20 protein-coding genes are annotated in these 21,119 nt (G+C 69.6%); 3 read left to right on the top strand and 17 right to left on the bottom strand.

What is annotated here, in order from left to right; all coding sequences use genetic code 11:
* Positions 1-11: 11 nt before the first annotated feature.
* Genes ITJ62_RS09560 through ITJ62_RS09570 form a run of 3 tightly spaced genes read right to left on the bottom strand, consistent with a single transcriptional unit; the run spans position 12 to position 5,116 of the window.
* Entirely contained in the window at positions 12-512 is a 501-nt protein-coding gene (locus tag ITJ62_RS09560; protein ID WP_192005129.1) for a DUF2004 domain-containing protein, read from the bottom strand.
* Complete coding sequence (gene ftsY / locus ITJ62_RS09565) at positions 512-1,390, bottom strand: signal recognition particle-docking protein FtsY (protein ID WP_064296361.1); 879 nt, start codon at positions 1,388-1,390, stop codon at positions 512-514. Before ftsY ends, ITJ62_RS09560 begins: the two co-directional genes overlap by 1 nt.
* Before the next feature lie 54 nt (positions 1,391-1,444).
* Complete coding sequence (locus tag ITJ62_RS09570; protein ID WP_194601372.1) at positions 1,445-5,116, bottom strand: AAA family ATPase; 3,672 nt, start codon at positions 5,114-5,116, stop codon at positions 1,445-1,447.
* A gap of 149 nt (positions 5,117-5,265) precedes the next feature.
* Here ITJ62_RS09570 and ITJ62_RS09575 point away from each other — a divergent pair, with 149 nt between their 5' ends.
* The gene (locus ITJ62_RS09575; RefSeq protein ID WP_194601377.1) at positions 5,266-6,348 is read left to right on the top strand and encodes a GNAT family N-acetyltransferase; all 1,083 of its coding nucleotides are present in this window, start codon (positions 5,266-5,268) and stop codon (positions 6,346-6,348) included.
* 3 nt (positions 6,349-6,351) lie between these two features.
* On the opposite strand, the gene mutM is transcribed toward ITJ62_RS09575, so the two are convergent.
* The 6 genes from mutM to ITJ62_RS09605 all read right to left on the bottom strand — a co-directional run bounded on the left by mutM (position 6,352) and on the right by ITJ62_RS09605 (position 11,502).
* The gene (gene mutM, locus ITJ62_RS09580) at positions 6,352-7,242 is read right to left on the bottom strand and encodes a bifunctional DNA-formamidopyrimidine glycosylase/DNA-(apurinic or apyrimidinic site) lyase (protein ID WP_192005132.1); all 891 of its coding nucleotides are present in this window, start codon (positions 7,240-7,242) and stop codon (positions 6,352-6,354) included.
* Positions 7,226-7,903 carry a ribonuclease III gene (rnc, locus tag ITJ62_RS09585; RefSeq protein WP_086473824.1) on the bottom strand — a complete coding sequence of 226 codons (678 nt, stop codon included), beginning with the start codon at positions 7,901-7,903 and terminating at the stop codon, positions 7,226-7,228. Before rnc ends, mutM begins: the two co-directional genes overlap by 17 nt.
* 91 nt (positions 7,904-7,994) lie before the next feature.
* Positions 7,995-8,204, bottom strand: a complete 210-nt coding sequence (rpmF, locus tag ITJ62_RS09590; RefSeq protein ID WP_056006932.1) for a 50S ribosomal protein L32 — start codon at positions 8,202-8,204, stop codon at positions 7,995-7,997.
* Positions 8,205-8,207: 3 nt separating this feature from the next.
* Entirely contained in the window at positions 8,208-8,720 is a 513-nt protein-coding gene (locus tag ITJ62_RS09595) for a DUF177 domain-containing protein (RefSeq protein ID WP_071261222.1), read from the bottom strand.
* A 111-nt stretch (positions 8,721-8,831) separates the two neighbouring features.
* Positions 8,832-9,314 carry a pantetheine-phosphate adenylyltransferase gene (gene coaD / locus ITJ62_RS09600; protein WP_194601380.1) on the bottom strand — a complete coding sequence of 161 codons (483 nt, stop codon included), beginning with the start codon at positions 9,312-9,314 and terminating at the stop codon, positions 8,832-8,834.
* 19 nt (positions 9,315-9,333) lie between these two features.
* Complete coding sequence (locus ITJ62_RS09605; RefSeq protein ID WP_194601383.1) at positions 9,334-11,502, bottom strand: ATP-dependent DNA helicase RecG; 2,169 nt, start codon at positions 11,500-11,502, stop codon at positions 9,334-9,336.
* 71 nt (positions 11,503-11,573) lie between these two features.
* On the opposite strand from ITJ62_RS09605, the gene ITJ62_RS09610 reads away from it, so the two are divergent.
* Positions 11,574-12,146 carry an RsmD family RNA methyltransferase gene (locus tag ITJ62_RS09610; RefSeq protein WP_194601386.1) on the top strand — a complete coding sequence of 191 codons (573 nt, stop codon included), beginning with the start codon at positions 11,574-11,576 and terminating at the stop codon, positions 12,144-12,146.
* A gap of 64 nt (positions 12,147-12,210) precedes the next feature.
* Here the strand turns inward: ITJ62_RS09610 and thiL are convergent, their stop codons facing one another.
* The gene (thiL, locus tag ITJ62_RS09615) at positions 12,211-13,227 is read right to left on the bottom strand and encodes a thiamine-phosphate kinase (protein WP_194601389.1); all 1,017 of its coding nucleotides are present in this window, start codon (positions 13,225-13,227) and stop codon (positions 12,211-12,213) included.
* 25 nt (positions 13,228-13,252) lie between these two features.
* On the opposite strand from thiL, the gene ITJ62_RS09620 reads away from it, so the two are divergent.
* Positions 13,253-13,744: a DUF3515 family protein gene (locus ITJ62_RS09620; RefSeq protein WP_138946803.1), complete on the top strand. Its 492-nt coding sequence runs from the start codon at positions 13,253-13,255 to the stop codon at positions 13,742-13,744.
* 21 nt (positions 13,745-13,765) lie between these two features.
* Here ITJ62_RS09620 and ITJ62_RS09625 read toward each other — a convergent pair whose 3' ends face one another.
* The 7 genes from ITJ62_RS09625 to ITJ62_RS19315 all read right to left on the bottom strand — a co-directional run bounded on the left by ITJ62_RS09625 (position 13,766) and on the right by ITJ62_RS19315 (position 20,679).
* Positions 13,766-14,857, bottom strand: coding sequence for a D-alanine--D-alanine ligase family protein (locus ITJ62_RS09625; RefSeq protein ID WP_194601392.1), 1,092 nt, complete (start codon positions 14,855-14,857; stop codon positions 13,766-13,768).
* Entirely contained in the window at positions 14,760-15,851 is a 1,092-nt protein-coding gene (locus tag ITJ62_RS09630; RefSeq protein ID WP_229938610.1) for an NAD(P)H-dependent glycerol-3-phosphate dehydrogenase, read from the bottom strand. The genes ITJ62_RS09625 and ITJ62_RS09630 overlap by 98 nt, the downstream gene beginning before the upstream one ends.
* A 37-nt stretch (positions 15,852-15,888) precedes the next feature.
* Positions 15,889-16,629: a 1-acyl-sn-glycerol-3-phosphate acyltransferase gene (locus ITJ62_RS09635; RefSeq protein WP_191940861.1), complete on the bottom strand. Its 741-nt coding sequence runs from the start codon at positions 16,627-16,629 to the stop codon at positions 15,889-15,891.
* A gap of 6 nt (positions 16,630-16,635) precedes the next feature.
* Entirely contained in the window at positions 16,636-18,006 is a 1,371-nt protein-coding gene (gene murA / locus ITJ62_RS09640) for a UDP-N-acetylglucosamine 1-carboxyvinyltransferase (protein ID WP_064296294.1), read from the bottom strand.
* 19 nt (positions 18,007-18,025) lie between these two features.
* Entirely contained in the window at positions 18,026-18,622 is a 597-nt protein-coding gene (leuD, locus tag ITJ62_RS09645) for a 3-isopropylmalate dehydratase small subunit (protein WP_194601395.1), read from the bottom strand.
* A complete protein-coding gene (gene leuC, locus ITJ62_RS09650; RefSeq protein WP_079705635.1) occupies positions 18,622-20,118 on the bottom strand; it encodes a 3-isopropylmalate dehydratase large subunit in 1,497 nt (498 codons plus the stop codon). Before leuC ends, leuD begins: the two co-directional genes overlap by 1 nt.
* Before the next feature lie 192 nt (positions 20,119-20,310).
* Positions 20,311-20,679: a DUF4333 domain-containing protein gene (locus tag ITJ62_RS19315; RefSeq protein ID WP_194601397.1), complete on the bottom strand. Its 369-nt coding sequence runs from the start codon at positions 20,677-20,679 to the stop codon at positions 20,311-20,313.
* Positions 20,680-21,119 lie beyond the last annotated feature (440 nt).

Below are 21,119 nucleotides of genomic sequence, written 5' to 3' on the forward strand. Positions count from 1 at the left end.
ACCGGTCGGGCTCAGTCCTCGCTCGTGACCCCGGTGACCTCGCCGTCGGAGCTGTACGCGACCATGAGCACGCCGTCGAGCTGGTCCGCGTCGAGCGAGTACTCGAAGATCGCGAACGCCTCGTCGCCGTTGTGCTGATGCGGCGCGAACCCGACGCTCAGCAGCGTCATCGACCTGATGACGTCGACGTCGCGGTCTCCGGACTCGTCGACCAGGACGTCCGGCAAGGACTCCCCCAGCTCCTCGACGGCCTGGATGATGTACTCGGTCACCTCGGAGGTGCGGTCGTCGACCTCGCTCAGCATCGCCTCGCGCGAACGCAGGTCGAAGCCCTCCAGGGCGAGGATCATCGCGGCCGCCAGATCGAGGGCATCGGCCGGGATGTCGTCCTCGTCCGGGGCGCTCAACGAGATGGAGACGGACTGCTCCCCGACGTCGATGTTGTCGGACCAGTAGACGCCACCGCCAGGCTCGGTCGCGATGATGCCGAAGTAGTCGTGTTCGATCGCCATCAGCTGCCCACCAGATTCTGTGCGAAGACGTGCGGCGTGAAGCCGGTGAGGTCGCCGATGCCCTCACCCTGACCGACGAGCTTGATCGGGATGCCGGTCTTCTCCTGCACAGCGAGGACGAACCCGCCCTTCGCGGAACCGTCGAGCTTCGTCAGGACGAGCCCAGTCACCCCGGCGTGCTCGATGAACGCCTGCGCCTGCGACAGACCGTTCTGACCGGTCGTCGCGTCGAGGACGAGGAGGACCTCGGCGATGGGCGCCTGCTTCTCGACGACGCGACGGATCTTGGACAGCTCGTCCATGAGCCCGCCCTTCGTCTGCAACCGACCAGCGGTGTCGATGATGACGATCTCGGTGCCGGTCTGCTTGGCGTACTCGATCGTCTGGAAGGCGACGGACGCCGGGTCCTGTCCCTGCTGCTGGGGGCGGACGATCTGTGCGCCGGCGCGCTCGGCCCAGGTCGCCAGCTGCTCCACGGCAGCGGCACGGAAGGTGTCCGCGGCCCCCACGACGACGGTGCGGTCGTAGTTGCGCAGGAACTTCGCGAACTTGCCGATGGTGGTCGTCTTGCCGACCCCGTTGACGCCGACGACGAGGACGACCGCCGGACGCTCGCTGAGCTTCAGCGTCGTGTCGAACTTCGACAGCCGCTCCTCGACCTCCTCGCGCAGCATGCGCTGGAGGTCGCGTGGGTCGGTGGTCCGGTAGCGGTCGACGGAGGCGTGCAGGCCCGTGACGATCGACTCGGTGACGTCGGGACCGAAGTCGGCACCGATGAGCGCGTCCTCGAGGTCCTCCCAGGTGGTCTCGTCGATCGTCGGACGTTGGAACATGCCTTTGAGGGCACCGGAGAGTGACCAGGGTGTGCGTGCAGCCATGGTCTCAGCGTAGCCGTCGGCGACGCGGTCCCGTCGCGTGGGGACGAGACCGGATCAGCTCGCGCGTTCCGCAGCCACGCGCTGACCGACGACGGCCGACACCCCGTCCTGACGCATCGAGACGCCGTAGAGGGCGTCAGCGATCTCCATGGTGCGCTTCTGGTGCGTGATGACGATGAGCTGGCTCGTCTGACGGAGGTCCTCGAAGATGGTGAGGAGCCGCCCGAGGTTCGCGTCGTCGAGGGCCGCCTCCACCTCGTCCATGATGTAGAACGGGCTCGGTCGGGCTTTGAAGATGGCGATGAGGAGGGCGACCGCGGCGAGCGAACGCTCCCCGCCAGACAGGAGCGACAGACGCTCGATCTTCTTGCCGGCGGGCTTGACCGACACCTCGATGCCCGTGGTGAGCATGTGCTCGGGATCGGTGAGCGAGATGCTGCCCGTGCCGCCCGGGAACAGGATCGGGAACACCTCGGTGAAGGCGGCTTCCGTGTCGGCGAACGCCGAGGCGAAGATGACCTCCATCTTCCCGTCGATGTCCTCGATGATCGACAGCAGGTCGGCGCGGGTGCTGGTGAGGTCGGCGAGCTGTTCGGTGAGGAAGCGGTGGCGCTGTTCGAGTGCCGCGAACTCCTCGAGCGCGAGCGGGTTGACCCGTCCGAGTTGGGCGTAGGTGCGCTCCGCTGCTGCGAGACGCTTCTGCTGCTCGGCGCGGACGTAGGGCGTCGTCGGCACGTCGTCCGACTCCTCGGTGGGTTCCTCCTCCGGCTCGGCGTCCGGCGTCGCGGGTCCGTCTGCAAGTGCCTCGGGCGCCTCGTCCGAGTCGGGCGTCGTCGTCTCGGGCGAGACCTCCGGACCGGTGTCGTCGGCCGCTCGCACAGCCGAGCGGGCGGTCGCGCGGGGTGTCGGAGGGTCGACGGGCACCGGAACCTCGGGCCCGTACTCGGCGACGAGCACGTCCTCGACGAGTCCCAGCTCCGACCCGGCGCGCTCGAGCAGACCGGACAAGTGGAGCTTCTTCTCGTAGATCTGGAGTTCGAGGCCGTGGACGCTCTCGGTGACGACCTGCAGCCGCTGCCGGAGCGTGTGCTCCTCGCCGCGCAGTCGCACGAGTTCGGCGTTCCGGCTGGACCGTGTCGCCTCGGCTGCAGCGAGCGCGACGCGGGCCTCGGTGACCGACCGGTCGACCGAGTCGAGGACGGGCGGGAGCGCCTCCGTCACGGCGGTAGCGGCCGCGGCCTGGCGCGCACGGATGACGGCACGCCGAGCCGCTTCCTCAGCTGCCGCCTGGTCGACCTGCCGCTGCCGCTCGAGGTTCGCGACCGCGAGCTCCTCCGCCCGCACGCGTTCGCGCGCGGTCTCGAGAAGGAGGCGGTGCTGCACTTCGGCCTCGCGCGCCGCGTCCAGTTCGGCGGAGAGCCCATCGCGTGCCGACACGTCGAGGAGCGGTCGTGGACGCGCGCGAGCGGTGTCGTGGTCCAGCTTGGCCCGTTCCACGGCGGCAGCGGCGTCGGCGACCGCCGCCTCCGCCGTCCCGGCGGCTGCGAGGAGGCGGTCGTGTTCGGCCTGCGCGGATTCGTATCGGACCGTGACCCGGTTCACGCGCTCGGCCTGTGAGGCACGGTTGGCGTCGAACTCGCGGAGGGCGCTCAGCGCAGCCTGCGCGGTCTGCTTCGCCTCCTGCAGGATCGTGCGCTGCTCGGCCAGTGCGAAGCGCGCCCGCTCGATGAGCGACTCGACCTCGCCGTGTCGATCGGCTGCCGCATCGCGTTCGGCCAGCAGTTCGATGCGGCTCTGCGCTCCGCCGCTCCCCCCGCGGACGATGCTGTCCGTGACGACCGCGCCGTCACGGGTCACGAGGGTGAACGCGCTGAGTGACGAGCCGAGTCGGTCGTACGCCGCGATCGCGTCGTCGAGTGAGTCGACGACGAGGACCGAGGCGAGGATCCCCAGCACGCCAGGAGGGGCCTCCACCAGCTCGGCAGCCGAGGTGAACCCGGCGGGCGCGTCCGGGACGTCTCGAGCACCGTCGGCGATGACGATCTCGACCCGGCCGAGATCCTGGTCGGCCGCGTGATCGAGCGCCCGACGGGCGGCGTGCCGGTCGACGGCGACGGCGGCCTCCGCGAGCGTGCCGAGCGCTGCGGCCACAGCCGACTCGTGGCCGGGTCGGACCTGCACCCGGTCCGCGACGATCCCGTCGATCCCGTCGAGACCGCTCGATGCGAGTTCGGCCGAGCCGGTCTTGAGGTCGAGGGCGCGAGAGAGTGCACTGGTCTTGGCGCCGAGCGAATCGCGTTCACGTTCGAGGGTGTGGAGCTGCTCGCGCAGGCCCTCGATCTCCCCTTCGGCCTCGGCTGCGCCGCGTTGGGCCGCCTCGTAGGCGTCGTCGAGTCCGGAGTCGGCGGCGTCCGCCAGGGTCGGGTCGTCCTCGAGCGCCTCGTACTCCAGCCGTGCGGCGTCCAGACGGAGGGCAGCGGCGTCGATCGCGTTCTGCTGGCGCAACGCCTCGCCGCGGACCGCGGCGAGTTTGGACCCGGCGGCGTCGACGGCGCCCGCGAGCTTGGAGAGCTCCAGGTCGTGTCGTGACACGAGCGCGCTCTGCGCTGCGATCTCGACGTCCACCGCGTCGAGTGCGGCGCGCTTCGCCCGGGTGTCCGCCTGCGCCTCCTGCAACGCGCGCTCCGCGTCGGCGACCGCCACCCGCAGTCCGTCGATCTCCGCGGTCGCGTCGGCGACCATCTGCTTCGTGATCCGGGGTTCGGCGGCCGTCGTGTCCGTCGATGATCCGAGCAGCGCGAGCCGCTGGTTGGCGAGCGTGTACAGGTTCCGGAGGCGCTCCTGCACGCTCTCGAGCTCGAAGGTGATCCGGCGGGCGTCGTCGACCGCGTCGCCGAGTTGGGCCTGCTCGATCCGGTTGATCCGCAGTTCCGCCTGTTCCAGCTGCTCCTGGAGGACGAGGCGCTCGCTGTGGCGCTCGCTCTCCGAGCGGTTGTGCTCGTCGAGGGAACGCCGGAGGCCCACGACGTCGTCCGCGAGGATCCGAGCGCGGGCGTCGCGGACGACCGCTGCGATCGTCTGCGCCTCCCGGGCGATCTCCGCCTGACGACCGAGCGGCTTCAGCTGCCGGCGGATCTCTCCGGCGAGGTCGCTCAACCGCGTGAGGTTGGTCTGCATCGCCTCGAGCTTCCGGAGCGTCTTCTCCTTGCGTCGACGGTGCTTCAGGATGCCGGCCGCCTCCTCGATGAAGCCGCGTCGCTCCTCGGGCGTCGCCCGCAGCACCGCGTCGAGCTGCCCCTGTCCGACGATGACGTGCATCTCACGGCCCAGCCCGGAGTCGCTGAGGAGCTCCTGGACGTCGAGCAACCGGCACGTGTCGCCGTTGATGGCGTACTCGCTCCCACCGTTGCGGAACAGGGTGCGGCTGATCGTCACCTCGGTGTACTCGATGGGCAGCGCGCCGTCGCTGTTGTCGATGGTGAGCGTGACCTCGGCTCGACCGAGCGGTCCCCTGGTCGATGTGCCGGCGAAGATGACGTCCTCCATCTTGCCGCCGCGGAGGGTCTTCGCCCCCTGCTCGCCCATCACCCAGGCGAGCGCGTCGACGACGTTCGACTTGCCGGAACCGTTGGGACCCACGACGCAGGTGACGCCTTGCTCGAACGCGAAGGTGGTGGGGTGCGCGAAGGACTTGAACCCTTTGAGCGTCAGGCTCTTCAGGTACACGCGCACCTCCTCTCCCGCGTCGCGGATGCTGTGCACTACGGTAGCGAATCCGCGGACGGACGAGGGACACCACGCTGTGCCGGCCCGCCGGGGCGGTCGTAGCATGGACCGCATCGCCCAGGACGGTCTGGTGTGGGAGGGAGGCGACGATGCGCGTCACGATCGACGAGGTCGAGATCCCGGCGTCCGGGAGCTCAGCCGTGTTCGACGCGGTCCAGGAGGTCGCGAACACGCTCGAAGCGGAGATCTGGTCCACCGACGACTTCGCCCTGACTTCCGCCATGACCCTGCCCGAGTACCGCGACCAGCGATTCCAGCGACGCGTCCTGCTCGCCGCCGTCCTCGACGGCCGTGTGGTCGGTCGCGGCTGGCTCGGGTACGGCACCGAGGCCGACGCGGTGACGGCCTCCCTGGACGTCGGTGTCCTCCCCGAGGCGCGTCGTCGTGGGATCGGCACAGCGCTCCTGTCGGAGTCGGAGCGACGGGCCTTCGCGGCCGGTCGCCCGACGGTGACCGCCTTCACCCAGCACGCCGTCGACGACATTTCGGTCGACGAACCACTCATCGGTGCGAGCGTCGGCGAACGGGCTATCCCTGCGAACGCCGCGGCGAGCCGGTTCATGCTCGCTCGTGGATACGCCCTCGCGCAGGTCGAGCGGACCAACCGCTGCGACCTCGCCACGACGCTCGGGGAGCTGCCGGACATCGTCGCGGCGTCCACCGCCCGAGCCGGGCACACATACCGTCTCGTGCACTGGGTGGACCGCACCCCCGACGAGCTGCTCGGCTCGCTCGCGACGGCCCGCGAACACATGGCGACCGACATCCCGGCCGCCGATCTGGAACTCGACCCCGAGGTCTGGACGCCTGATCGCGTCCGCGCCCGCGAGGATCAGCTGGCGGCGTCTGGCGACCACGCGATCGTCGTCGCCGCCGTCCACCGCGACAGCGGCACGGTCGCCGGGTACAGCGAGCTCGTCCTCGGCGAGGGCAAGGAACACGCGGAGCAGTGGGACACGCTCGTGCTCGCCGACCACCGGGGACACGGCCTCGGACTCTGGATGAAGGCGGCGAACCTCATCGCACTCGCCGATCAGGCACCCGAGCGGTCCCGGATATACACCTGGAACGCCGACGAGAACGCGCACATGCTCGCGATCAACGACCGACTCGGTTTCCGCATCGTCGGCTACTCGGGAGAGTGGCAGCGCCGACTCCCCCGCAGCGACTGATCGTCAGGTGCGGCGCTGGCACACGGGACAGCGGTGCGAGCCGCGGTTCATGAACTGCTCGCGGACGATGAGCGTGCCGCAGCGCGCGCACGGTTTGCCCTGCCTGCCGTAGGCGTTCAGGCTGTGGGCGAAGTACCCCGCCTGACCGTTGACGTTCACGTACTGGGCGTCGAAGCTCGTCCCGCCCTCGGCCAGGGCCTTGGCGAGCACGGCACGGACCTCCTCGAGCAGCCGGCCGGCGCGTCCGAGCCCGAGACGGGCGGTCTCCTGCTCGGGGTGGATGCGCGCCGCCCAGAGCGACTCGTCCGCGTAGATGTTGCCGATCCCGCTGACCAGGGTCTGATCGAGGAGCGCCCGCTTCACACCGGTTCGTTTCTCGCGCAGTCGTCGGAGGAAGACGGCGTCGTCGAAGGCCGGGTCCATCGGGTCTCGGGCGATGTGCGCGACCTGGTCGGGCACCATCGCGACCTCGTCGCCGAACCCGCCTGCGGCTCCGTCCGTCGTCGGGACGAGCGCGGTCACCGCCATGGAGCCGAAGATCCGCTGGTCTACGAAGTGCAGCCAGAGCTCGCCGTGCTCGGGATGCTCCAACTGCAAGCGGATGCGCAGGAGTCGGTCGGCGTCGTCACCGGGCGACCGGAGCAACATCTGCCCGCTCATGCCCAGGTGGCCGACGATCGCCTCATCGTCGTCGAGGGGGAACCAGAGGAACTTCCCGCGTCGGACGGCCGATCGGATGGTCCGCCCCGTCAGCCGTGCGGTGAAGTCGGCGACACCACTCGCGTGGCGGCGCAGGGAGCGTTCGTCGAAGACCTCGACGCCGGCGATCGTCGCGCCGCTGACGGCGGGCTCCAAGCCGGCGCGGACGACCTCGACCTCAGGGAGTTCCGGCACTGATCCGCGACCAGGCTTCCAGGGCCGCCGCCATCTCGGCGTGCTTCTTGCTCGTACCGGAGCCCGTCGCCGTGACGGCAGTGCCCACGGTGACCGTCGCGACGAACCGTCGGTTGTGGTCGGGGCCGGAGCTGGCGATCTCGTAGACGGGCGCCGGCGCACCGATGGCCGCGGCGGCCTCCTGAAGGCTCGTCTTCGGGTCCATCGCCGCACCGAACCGCTCGGGGTTCTCGAGCAGGGGGTTCACCAGCCGCAGGACGAGTGCCGTCGCCGCGTCGGGTCCGGCCGACAGGTACGTCGCGCCGATGACGGCCTCCATCGTGTCGGCCAGGATGGACGCCTTGTCGCGGCCACCGGTCTGGTCCTCGCCCTTGCCGAGCTTGATCCGCTCGCCCAGCCCGATCGAACGCGCGACCTCAGCGAGCGCGATCGTCGAGACGAGGCTCGCACGTCGCTTCGCCAGCTGCCCTTCGTCGAGGTGCGGGAAGTCGCGGTAGAGCATGACGGTGACGGCCTGCCCGAGGATCGAGTCGCCGAGGAACTCGAGGCGCTCGTTGTGCGGGAGTCCACCGTGCTCGTACGCGTACGAGCGGTGCGTCAGCGCCAGGTCGAGCAGCTCGTACGAGACGTCGACACCCAGTTGCCGTGCGAAAACGACCACACCGGGATCGGTCTCCGATGCGGAGCCGATTCCGGTGTGGTCGGAATGATTCGTGTTCACGCTGTTCGAACGCGGACGTTCAACGCGCGGATCAGACGTCTGCGACCTTGCGGCCCTTGTACTCGAGGTACAGGGCGGTGCCCTGCGAGTCCTCGACGACCTTGGCGCGGTGCGGCAGGCTGTACGTGACGCGGCCGTTCTCCACCGTCTTCACGAGCGTCGGCACGGCGGCCTTCCACTGCGAGCGACGCGAGCGGGTGTTCGAGCGCGAGACCTTCCGCTTCGGGGGGTTTCCAGCCATGATCTATCTCTCTTCTGTGTCTGCAGCGGCGCGCTGGGCGCTACTGGCGTCTGTGTCAAGTACGGAGTCTGAGGACAAGCCCGCGAGCGCAGACCAGCGAGGATCTGCGACGTCGTGAGGGTGTCGTTCCGGACGTTCGGCCAGCCGCTCACCGGTCTCGGGGTCGAGTCCGGGGCAATCCGGCTGGCACACCGGCTGAAACGGTAATGCGAGAACTACCGCATCTCTGACCAGAGGTTCAAGATCCACGTGGTCGTCGTGAACCTCGAAGTCAGACGCTTCCGAATCAGGATACGCGAAAAGTTCCTGAATCTCGACTTCGACAGGCAGTTCGATGTCGCGGAGGCAGCGTCCGCACTCGCCGGTCGCCAGTGCGTCGACGTCGACGGTCACGAGGATCCCCTCGTGAACGGACTCGAGACGCACCTGCTCGGAGAGCGTCGTGCCCTCCTGGACGGCGACCAGACCCTCGCCCCAGCGCTCGGCGAGCACCACCTCGAGGTCGTGCTCGCGCATCTCCCCGGGACGGTTCACCAGATCGCGCACGTTGACGCTGAACGGCGAATTGTTCGTTCTCTTCCTAGTCACGATCGACGATTCTACGCCGAACCCGACCGGGAGGACGCCCTAGCCCTCCTGGAGGAAGGCCGCCACCACCTGCGGGACGTACGGACTGACATCGCCACCGAGTGCGGCCACCTGCCGGACGAGTGAACTGGAGACGTGCGCGTGCGCGGGATCAGGCAGGAGGAAGACCGTCTCCACGCCGGCGAGGCTGCGGTTCATGATGGCCATGGGCGTCTCGTACGCGACGTCGACCTGCGAGCGGATGCCCTTCACGAGCACGCTCGCGCCGACGTCCGTGCAGTAGTCGACGAGCAGGCCGACGTTCCACTGGGCGACGACGATGTTGTCGGGCAACCCGCCGTCGGCGATGGAGCGCTCGAGCAAGGACACCCGCTGCGGCATCGGCAGCAGCGCGGACTTGTCGGGGTTGTGCACGACCAGCACGTGCAGTTCGTCGAAGATGCGCGCCGCCCGCTCGATGACATCCAGGTGACCGAGGGTGACTGGGTCGAACGATCCGGGGACGACGGCGATCCGCTTCATGTCGCCAGCCTATCGGTGCTCAGTTCTTGGCGAGCGCGGCCCGGTCGGATTCGTCGAGGCGTCGGCGGAGCGCTTCGGCCAGCACCGGGTGGTCGGCGAGGTCGGGATCGGTGTCGAGGAGCTCGGCGGCATCCGCCCGCGCCTCGATGATGACCTCGCTGTCGTGCACGACCCGGAGCAGTTTGAGCGAGGACCGCCCGCCCGACTGCATGCTGCCGAGGACGTCACCCTCGCGCCGCAGCTCGAGGTCGACCTGCGCCAGGTCGAAGCCGTCGAGCGTCGCGGCAACCGCGTCGACGCGTTCGCGTGCGGTGCTCTCCGCCTCCGCCGCGGTGACGAGCAGACACAGCCCGGGGACGCCGCCTCGACCGACGCGTCCGCGGAGCTGGTGGAGCTGCGACACCCCGAAGCGCTCCGCGTCGAGCACGACCATCGTCGAGGCGTTGGGGACGTCGACGCCCACCTCGATGACCGTCGTCGCCACGAGCACGTCGATCTCACCGGTGGCGAAGGCCCGCATCGTCCGGTCCTTCTCCTCCGCGCTCATCCGGCCGTGGAGGACGTCGATGCGTCGGGACGCGAGCAGTGGGTGGGTGCGCAGCTGCTCCACCGTGGTGAGCACGGACGCGATCGGGCGCGCCGGGTCGGCGTCCTCCTCGAGTTCCTCACCGGGCTCGACCTCCTTGGCGTCGATCGCCGGGCACACCACGAACCCCTGCCGTCCCTGCGCGAGTTCCTCGGCGAGGCGCTCCCAGACGCGGGAGATCCACCGCGGGTGATCGGCCAGGGCGACCACAAAGCTCTCGATCCCCTGCCGGCCGCGTGGCAGCTCCTTGATGATGCTGACGTCGAGGTCGCCGAAGACGGTCATGGCCACGGTCCGTGGGATCGGCGTCGCGGTCAGCACGAGGACGTGCGGCGGTGTGCGTCCCTTCTGACGGAGCTGGTCGCGCTGCTCCACGCCGAAGCGGTGCTGTTCGTCGACGACGACCATCCCCAGATCGGCGAAGGTCACGGCGTCGCCCAGCAGCGCGTGCGTCCCGATCACGATCCGTGCCTGGCCGGCGACGATCCGCAGCAGCGCCCGTTTGCGATCGGACGTCGGCAGCTGGCCGGTGAGCAGCGTCGGCATGAGCTCGGCTGAGAGGTCGGGCCCGAGCGAACGGACGATCGACCGCAGGTGCTGCGCCGCCAGGACCTCGGTGGGCGCCAGTAGCACCGACTGTCCCCCGCTGTCGGCGACGGCCGCCATGGCCCGGAGGGCGACGAGCGTCTTGCCCGAACCGACCTCGCCCTGGACGAGCCGGTTCATCGGATTGGGCTGCGCGAGGTCGGCCGCGATCTCCGTGCCGACCGTCTGCTGGTCGCCGGTCAGCTCGAACGGGAGCGCGGCATCGAGGCGCTCGAGGTAGCCGCCGGCTTTCGGCACGCGGGGTTCGGCCGCCAGCGCACGGGTGGCCGCACGCTGCTGGAGCAGGGCCGTCTGGAGGAGGTACGCCTCCTGGTACCGCAGGCTGCGGCGACCGCGCTGCCAGTCGCGGTCGACCGTCGGGCGGTGGACGGCCCGGATGGCGGCGTCGAAGGAGAGTTCACCCCTCGCCGCCCGGACCGACCGCGGAACGGGGTCCTCCTGCGGCGGCAGGGCGTCGAGCACCAGCTCCACGGACTGCTTGAGGTTCCAGCTCGTGATCGTGCTCGTCGCCGGGTAGATCGGGATGGGCGCCTCCGACCACGCCTTCGCCTGGGCGTCCGCGAGCGCGGGTGCGTCGGCGTCGTCGGGGAAGAGCTGATATTGCGGGTGCGCGAGCTGATAGCTGCCGCGGTAGTCGCCGACCTTGCCCGCGAAGATGCCACGCAAGCCCGGCCGGAGTTCGTTCGCCCGCCAGGGCTGGTTGAAGAAGGTGAGGTTGAGCCGACCCTGACCGTCTGAGATGACGACCTCGAGGATGGAACCCTTGCGTTGCTTCATCTGGCGGTCGCGGACCTCGAGGACGTCGGCGACGATCGTCACGTCCTCGCCGAGCGGCAGCTGGCCGATGACCGTCAGCTCGCCGCGCTTCGCGTAGCGACGCGGGTAGTGCTCGAGGAGGTCGCCGACGGTCTCCACGCCGAACGCCTTCTGGAGTGCTGTCGCGGTCCGGCCGCCGAGGACACCGCCGAGCTTCGTGCCCAGCTCGATCCCCGTCATGCCGTCGATTCTATTCGGGACCTCGGACACCGCGGTTCGCTCGGCTTCGCACAGCCTGCGAGGATGGGACCATGGCCGGCATCAGGATCATCTCGGGTTTCGCCGGATCACGCACGATCCGGGTCCCGGGCAGCGGTACACGACCGACGAGCGATCGCGTCCGCGAGGCACTCTTCTCCGCGTTGGAAGCTCGCGACGTGATAGCCGGCGCCGAGGTGCTCGACCTGTACGCAGGCTCGGGGTCGCTGGGGCTCGAGTGCGCCAGCCGGGGTGCCGCCGTGGTCACCCTCGTCGACCGGGGGTCGGAGGCCGCGAAGCTGTGTCGGGACAACGCGAGGATCGTGACCTCGGCAGCGCCTCGCGGCGCGGCACCACGCATCACGGTGCACGCCAAGTCGGTCGGCGCCTACCTGTCCGGGGCGACGGTCCCGTCCGACCTCGTCTTCATCGATCCCCCGTACGACCTCCCCGAGGCGGAGCTCACGGCCAACCTCGCCGCGCTCGTCGGTCTGGTCACCGACGACGGGCTCGTGCTCGTCGAGCGGAGCTCCCGCTCGCCCGAACCGGCCCTTCCCGACGCGCTCGAGGTCCTGCGGAAGAGCACCTACGGCGAGACCGTCGTCTGGTGGATCACGCCGGTCTGAGCCACCGCGTCACCGTCACCGCGTCACCGCACGGACCTCGCGCCACGGCGGCCGGGCACACCGCTCAACCGGACGCATCGTCCCAGTCGCGGTAAGGATCCCAGCCGGCGCGACCGTCGTAGGCCACACCGTCGACGAGGACCCCGGCACCGGTCCGGGCCGTGCCGATGGCCCGGAAGCCGGCGGGGATCGTGGTGGCGGACGGGAACGTCGCCAGGAGGGAGTGGTCCTCGCCGCCGGCAAGGGCGAGCGCCACGTCGGCACCCAGGTCCTCGGCCCGCAGGTCGATCGCGACCCCACTCGCCCGCGCGAGGCGACCGGCGTCGAGCGCGAGCCCGTCCGACAGGTCGAGCATCGCCGTGGCACCGGCGACGGCGGCGACGACCCCGGCCGCGATCGGTGGCCGTGGCGCGAGTTGTGCCTCCACCTCGACCCGGTGATCGCGTCGTAGGACGGATGCTGCCTCGGCCGAAGGCACACCGTCGGTGTCGACCCCACGTGAGAAGAGGAGTCGCAGACCTGCCGCAGCCGAACCCAGCTCCCCCGCGACCGCGACCACGTCGCCGGGTCGCGCTCCGTCACGCCGGACGGGGCTACGACCCTCCAGGTCGCCGAACGCCGTCACCGCGATCATGAAGACGTCGGACACGGCCAGATCGCCGCCGACGACACCGCAGCCGGGCGCGAGCTCGGCACAGGCGTCGCGCAGTCCGTCGGCGAACCCGTCGAGCACGGCGACCGGCAGGTGCTTGGGCATGGCGAGTGCGACGACGAGTGCCGTCGGACGCGCCCCCATCGCCGCGACGTCCGCCAGGTTGCTGGCCGCAGCCTTCCACCCCAGATCGTGGGCGCTCGACCACGCCAGCCGGAAGTCCGGCCCGTGGATCATCGTGTCCGTCGTGACGACGAACCGACCGTCCGGCGCCCGGACGACCGCGGCATCGTCACCCGGCCCGAGGAGTTCGGCGTCGGCGTGCGGGAGACGGGGGAAGATGCGCTCGAGCAGATCCCCCTCGGCGAGGTCCCCGACACAGGGCCCGACCGTTCCGTGATCGTCGGACGCGCTCCCAGACTCGTTCATGGGATCAACGGTAGCCTGGTGGGCGATGTCCCCGATTCGTGTGCTCCTCGCCACCGCCCTCGCCGCAGCCGCAACCCTGGCCCTGGCCGGCTGCGCGCCCGCCGTCGCGCTCGAACCCGCCGCCGATGCGAACAACCCGCAGTGCGCTGAGGTCACGGTTCGTCTGCCCGACGTCGTCGCCGAATTGCCCGAGCGAGGGACCGACGCCCAGGCCACCGGCGCTTGGGGCGATCCGGCGACGGTCCTCCTGCACTGCGGCGTCGCGATCCCCGGCCCGACCACGCAGCAGTGCCAGTCGGTGAACGGCGTCGACTGGATCATCGACGACGCCGACGCGCCGAACTACCGGTTCACCACCTTCGGGCGCACGCCCGCGGTCGAGATCGTGCTCGACGGCGACGCCGTCGCCAGCAGCACCGTCCTGGCCGATCTGGCGCCTGCCGTGTCCGTGCTCCCCGTCACCGGGAAGTGCACCGCCCTCGGCGACGCAGACCTCCCGATCCCCACCGACGGCTGACCGTTCCCGGCGCCACGCCGCTCAGGATCGAGCGCGCGCGACCTCGATCAGCTCGGTGATGAGCTCGGGGTAGCTGAGCCCCGAGGCCAACCAGCAGCTCGGGAACATCGAGATCGGGGTGAACCCCGGCATGGTGTTGACCTCGTTGACGACGAAGCCGTCCGCGGTCAGGAAGAAGTCGACCCGGGCGAGCCCTGCGCAGCCCAACGCCTCGAACGCCCGACGCGAGAGGTCCTGCATCTCCGACAACTGCTCGGGAAGAAGGTCGGCGGGGCAGACGAGCTCGATACCGGGGGCGTCGAGGTACTTCGCCTCGAAATCGTAGAAGTCGCGTCCGGTCACGACGACCTCGCCGGCCACCGAGACCCGAGGTGCCTCGCCGGGGAGGGATTCGAGGACCGCGCACTCGATCTCTCGGCCCACCAGACCGGTCTCGACGAGCACGGTCGAATCCTCGGCGAGGGCCAGCTCGATCGCCGCACGGAACGCATCCGGCGTCGACACCTTCGACACGCCGACGCTCGAACCGGCTCGCGCCGGCTTCACGAACGCCGGTGACCCGAGCGATCCGAGCGATGCGAGCACCTCCTCGGGTGCCGTGGCCCAGTCGTGGGCGGTGAACCGCACCCACGGGGCGACGGCGATCCCGGCGGCCTGGAGCACCGTCTTCGTGAAGTGCTTGTCCATGCCGAGGGAGGACGCGAGGACGCCGGAGCCGACGTACGGGAGGTCGACGAGCTCGAGCATGCCCTGCACGGTGCCGTCCTCGCCGAACCGACCGTGGAGGATCGGGAAGACGATGTCGATGGGGCCGAGGGTGAACGGGACGCCGTCCTCCCCGACGACGGTCAGCTCACGGCTGCCGACGCGCTCAGGCCAGCGCACGGCCGGCCGCGAGGGGTCGACCGCCGGCAGGTGGGCGGGGTCGAGCGCGTACCGGCTCGGGTCGTCGACCTCGAGGACGTACGAGCCGTCGTGGGCGATCCCGACCGGGTAGACGTCGTACCGTTCGCGGTCAATCGCGGCGAGGACGCCGCCCGCCGTTGCGCAGCTGATCGAGTGCTCGCTTGAACGGCCTCCAAAGAGCACCACCACTCCGGTCTTGTGCGTCATCGTTGCTTCTCTCCCCCTGGGGTTCGTCGTCGTCGGTCGTGAGGTGCGGTGCGATGTCCTTCGGGTCGAGCGTGCCGTCGAGCACCTGCTTGACCTGTTCGACGATGGGCATCGCGACCCCCTTCGCCTTGGCCAGCTCGAGCACCGGTGCCACGGACGCGAGCCCCTCCGCGGTCTGCTGCATCTGTTTGACGACGTCGTCGAACTGATACCCCTGGCCGAGCAGACGCCCCGCCGTGTTGTTGCGGGACAGCGGCGACTGGCACGTCGCGATGAGGTCCCCGAGCCCGGCCAGGCCCGAGAGGGTCTCCGGCTGCGCGCCGTGGGCCACCGCGAAGTCGGTCATCTCGACCAATCCGCGCGTGATGATGGAGGCCTTCGTGTTCTCGCCGTAGCCGACGCCGTCGACGATGCCGATCGCGACGGCGATGAGGTTCTTGAGCACACCGCCGAACTCGGTACCGATGACGTCGGTGTTCACGAAGCTGCGGAAGTACCGGTTGCGCGCGAGGAGTGCGACCGTCTGCGCCGTCTCGAGGCTCTCCGAGGAGATCACGGCGGCCGTCGGCTGCTCGCGGGCGATCTCGAGCGCGAGGTTGGGGCCCGAGGCGACGGCGATGCGTGACGGGTCGATGTCGAGGGTCTCGCGGATGACCTCGCTCATCCGGGATCCGCTGCGACGCTCGACGCCCTTCATGAGCGAGACGACGATGGTGCCGTCCTCGAGGTGCGGGCGGAGCGCGATGAGGTTGTCGCGCAGGGACTGGCTCGGGACGGACAGGAACACGACCGAGGCACCGCGCACGGCGTCGACCATGCTCGCGGTCGCCGTCATCCGCATCGGCAGATTGATCCCGGGCAGGTAGTCGCTGTTGCGCTTGGCCTCGGTGATCTCGCGAGCGAGCTCGGGCCGTCTGGCCCACATGACCACGTCGGAGCCACCGTCCGCGAGGATCTTGCCGAACGTCGTGCCCCAGCTGCCCGCTCCGAGCACGGCGACCCTCGTGGCGGCCGGTGGTTGCGGAACGTTCCTAGGACTCAAAGCGGCCTGTCTCCTTCTGCTGGTGTTTCGAGGGATCCCAACGCTCCGTGGGAGCTTGGGCACCGCGCAGTTCCTCGCAGAGGGCGGTGATGGCCTGCATGACGACCTCGGTCGCCTCGTTCAGCGTCTTCGAGTCTAGCTGCCGCCCGGCGAAGGCCGAGAGGTCCACCGGCTCGCCGATGGCGACCTCGACGCGCTTCCGCAAGGGGAACACCCGCAGCTTGCCGTACCTGGGCATGACCTCCTGCGTGCCCCAGTGCGCGGCGGGGATGATCGGCAGGCCGTGCGTGAGGGCGATCCGGACCGCGCCGGTGCGCCCGCGCATCGGCCACAGGCCCGGGTCACGCGTGAGCGAACCCTCGGGGTATACGACGACGCCCTGACCGCGTTCGGTCAGGTGTGCTGCAGCGCTGACCGGATCCATCCCGCGGGCGGAACCCTCGCGCTCGACGGGGATCTGCCCGGACTTCCGCAACAACCACCCGACCACCGGGACCTTGAACAGACTGCCCTTCGCCATGAAGCGAGGCTGTCGCCCGAGCCGCCAGACGGCCACGCCCATGATCAGCGGGTCGAACTCGCTGTCGTGGTTGGGCGACAGGATGAACGGCCCCTCCTGCGGCAGGCGTTCGCCGTGCCGGACGCGGAGCTTGACGAGAGCACTGAACGGCGGGATCGCGATCGACGACAGCAACCAGTAGATCGACGGCCTCGACCGTTCCACCCCCACGGCGGACTACTTCGTTTCGAGGACGAAGTCAGCACCGAGCTGCTGGAGCTTCACGATGAAGTTCTCGTACCCGCGGCTGATGATGCCGACGTTGCTGACCGTCGACTTGCCCTCGGCGGTGAGCGCCGCGATGAGGTGGCTGAAGCCACCGCGGAGGTCGGGTACCTCGATGTCGGCACCGTGCAACGGCGTCGGTCCGTTGATCACGGCGGCCTGCTCGAGGTTGCGCCGCGGCACCCGACGAGGCGTACCCGACAGCCCGTTGGGGTGCACGACGATGTTCGCGCCCATGGTGTTGAGCGCGTCCGTGAAGCCGAAGCGGTTCTCGTAGACGGTCTCGTGGACGATCGACTCGCCCGTCGCCTGCGTCAGCGCGACGATGAGAGGCTGCTGCCAGTCCGTCATGAAGCCGGGGTGCACGTCGGTCTCGATGACCACGGGCTTCAGCTCCTCCTTGCGGTAGAACCGGATGCCGTCGTCGGTGATGTCGAACCCGCCACCGGCCTTGCGGAAGATGTTGAGGAACGTCATCATGTCCTGCTGCTTCGCGCCGCCGACGAAGACGTCGCCGTCGGTCGCGAGCGCGGCCGACGCCCAGCTCGCTGCCTCGTTGCGGTCGCCGATGGCCGTGTGGTCGTACCCCTCGAGCTTGTCCACACCCTCGATGAGGATCACGCGGTTCGGCTCGTAGGAGATGATCGCGCCCATCTTCTGGAGGACGGCGATGAGATCCATGATCTCCGGCTCGATCGCCGCACCCTTGAGCTCCGTGGTGCCCTTGGCGCGGACCGCCGTGAGCAGGACCTGCTCCGTGGCGCCGACACTCGGGTACGGGAGATGCACCGTCGTCCCGTGGAGACCGTTCGGGGCCGAGAGACGGATGCCCTGCGGGAGCTTCTCCACGACCGCGCCGAACTTGCGGAGCGCGTCGAGGTGGAAGTCGATGGGGCGGTCGCCGATGCGGCAACCTCCGAGGTCGGGGATGAACGCCGCCCCGAGGCGGTGGAGCAGCGGCCCGCAGAACAGGATCGGGATCCGGGAGAAGCCGGCGTGCGCGTCGATCTCCTCCATGTGGGCGGACTCGACGTTGGTCGGGTCGAGGCGGAGCTCGTTCGGGTTCTCGCCCTCCGTCACGTCCACGCCGTGGATCTCGAGCAGGGAGCGGACCACCCGGACGTCGCTGATGTTCGGCACGTTGCGCAGGACGCTGACGTTCTCGCCGAGCAGCGACGCCACCATCGCCTTGGTCACGAGGTTCTTGGCACCCTTGACCTCGATGCGGCCCCGGAGCGGGATACCGCCGTTGATCGTGATGCGGTCGACATCGAGTCCGACCGACGAGCCTGCCGCCTGTGACGCCTGGACGAGTGAATTCAAACCGGTACCTACTGCCTTGCTACTTGACGGGAATGGTGCGGGGCAGCCAGTTCGGCCGCCGGGCTTCGAATGCGGTGATCTGCTCCTCGCTACGGAGCGTCAGCCCGATGTCATCGAGTCCTTCGATGAGCCGCCACCGAGTGTAATCGTCGACCTGGAACGAAACCGTGAGATCGCCGACCGTGATGGTGCGGGAGATGAGGTCGACGACGGAATCCGCGCCTGGAGCGGCCTCGATCGCAGCCCAGAGCTGCTCGAGCTCCTCCTCCGTGACCTGGGCGGCCAGGAGGCCCTGCTTGCCGGAGTTCCCGCGGAAGATGTCGCCGAAGCGGGACGACACGACGACCTTGAACCCGAAGTCGCGCAGCGCCCAGACGGCGTGCTCACGCGACGACCCGGTACCGAAGTCGTGCCCGGCGACGAGGATGCTCGCGCCCTGGTAGGCCGGCTGGTTCAGGATGAAGTCGGGGTCCTGGCGCCATCCGGCGAAGAGTGCGTCCTCGAAGCCGGTCTTCGTGACCCGCTTCAGGTAGACGGCGGGGATGATCTGATCGGTGTCGACGTTGGAGCGCCGCATCGGAGCGGCGACGCCGGTGACGGTCGTGAACTTGTCCATCAGGCGTGCACGCCTTCCTGCTCGGTGGCCGCGTGTCTGCCGGGCTCGACCTCGAGGTCGGCCGGGCTGGAGAGTGTTCCGCGGATGGCGGTCGCCGCGGCGACGAGCGGCGAGACGAGGTGCGTGCGGCCGCCCTTGCCCTGGCGACCCTCGAAGTTGCGGTTCGACGTCGAGGCGCAGCGCTCCCCCGGCGCGAGCTGATCGGGGTTCATCCCGAGGCACATGGAGCATCCGGCGAACCGCCACTCCGCACCGAAGTCGGTGATGATCTTGTCGAGCCCCTCGGCCTCCGCCTCGATCCGAACCCGGGCGGAACCCGGGACCACCATCACCCGCACACCCTCGGCCTTCGTGCGGCCCTCGATGACGGAGGCGAACGCCCGTAGGTCTTCGATCCGGCTGTTCGTGCAGGAGCCCATGAAGACCGCGTCCACCGGGATCTCCTTCATCGGGGTCCCGGCTTCGAGCGCCATGTACTCCAGCGCGCGCTCGGCGGCGGAGCGCTCGTTCGGGTCGGCGATGGCCGCGGGGTCGGGAACGTTCTCGCTGAGCGAGACACCCTGGCCGGGGTTGGTACCCCAGGTGACGAAAGGTTCCAGCGTGTCGGCGTCGAGGAAGACCTCGGCGTCGAAGGCGGCGCCTTCATCGGTCGCGAGGGTGTCCCAGTAGGCGACGGCTTCGTCCCAGTCGGCTCCGGTCGGAGCGTGCGGGCGGCCCTGCAGGTAGTCGTAGGTGATCTGGTCCGGGGCGACCATCCCGGCCCGGGCCCCGGCCTCGATCGACATGTTGCAGATCGTCATGCGGCCCTCCATGGAGAGCGCACGGATCGCCGAGCCGCGGTATTCGAGGACGTAGCCCTGCCCGCCGCCGGTGCCGATCTTCGCGATGACGGCGAGGATGATGTCCTTCGCGGTCACGCCCGGCCGCAGCGTGCCTTCGACCGTTATCGCCATGGTCTTGAACGGCTTCAACGGCAGCGTCTGCGTGGCCATGACGTGCTCGACCTCGCTGGTGCCGATACCGAAGGCCATGGCCCCGAAGGCGCCGTGGGTCGAGGTGTGCGAGTCGCCGCAGACGACCGTGATCCCGGGCATCGTGAGGCCGAGCTGCGGCCCGACGACGTGCACGATCCCCTGATCGAGGTCGCCGAGGGAGTGGATCCGCACCCCGAACTCCGCGGCGTTGCGACGGAGGGTCTCGATCTGCGTGCGGCTCGTGAGGTCGGCGATCGGCTTGTCGATCGCGAGCGTCGGGGTGTTGTGGTCCTCGGTCGCGATCGTGAGGTCGACGCGACGCAGCGGCCGGTCGGCCAGGCGCAGACCGTCGAAGGCCTGCGGGCTCGTCACCTCGTGGACGAGGTGCAGGTCGATGTAGATGAGGTCGGGCGTGCCGTCCTCACCCTTGACGACGAGGTGGTCGTCCCAGACCTTCTCGGCGAGCGTGCGCGGGTGCTCGGGAATGCTCGGGACGGACGGATCGGCGTTCAGCTGCGACATGTCGTGGAATTCCTTCAAACGATGAGTGGTCAGGCGTCAGCGACCTCCGCGACGAGGGAGCCTGGAACTAGGCCTCGTCGCGGCTGGGAAGGAGGAGCAGCCCGGACAACATTCGCCCAGCGTACCACCCGGTCAGTGGCGAAGCCGTCGGCACCGTCGTCGCTCGAGGGGACGCCGGTACCGACACCCCGGCTACTTCGGCGCGTCGATCCCGACGCGGTACTGCCCCTGGTCGTTGATGACCTCGACGGCCACCGGGTAGCTCTTCGCGTTGTACGAGAACGTGCACTCGAACTGTGTCCCGGTCGTGGCCGGCTGGTCACTCGGGCACTCGACCTTCTCGACGTCTGCGAGGCCGAAGTCCTGCTTGAGCACCTCGGCCACACCGGTCTGCACCGAGCCGCGGTCGAGCATCGGCGTGAACAGGCGACCGACCGAGAGGAGGGTGAGCGGGACGGCGATGAGCGATGCGGCGACCGCACCGACGAGCACGCCGATCCAGAGCTTGCGCCCGAGCGGCTTGCGCGCGGGTTTCCGGCTCGGAGCAGGCTGCTGGCCCACGACGCCGTACTCGGGGCCGGGTCGGAACGGACCGGTCTGCTGTGGACCGGACTGCGATCCTTGCTGTTGCGGACCTGGCTGGAACGGGCCGGTCGGGTGCTGCGCCTGTCCCGGACCGAAGGGCTGTGGCCCGGTCGGGCGTGCCTGACCGTAAGGAGGTTGACTCTGCGGCCCCTGAGGCTGGTTCTGAGGCTGACCCTGCGGCGCGCCGAGCGGACGTCCCTGCGGAGCCTGGCTGGGGGCCCGACCCTGCTGAGGACCCCCGGGCGCGTGACCGGGCTGACCATTCGCTGTCGGGGGCCGGAACCCGTCCGGACCGCCTGGCCGCCCCTGCTGCTGCGGCTGCTGGTTCGGAGCTGCGTTCGAGGGCCGCTGCTGCTGCGCCCACGGCTGCCCACCGGGCGCGCCGGCGAACGGCGCTCCGGACTGGGTGCGAGGTT

The organism is Plantibacter sp. VKM Ac-2876, assembly GCF_015350715.1.
Lineage (GTDB): Bacteria > Actinomycetota > Actinomycetes > Actinomycetales > Microbacteriaceae > Plantibacter > Plantibacter auratus.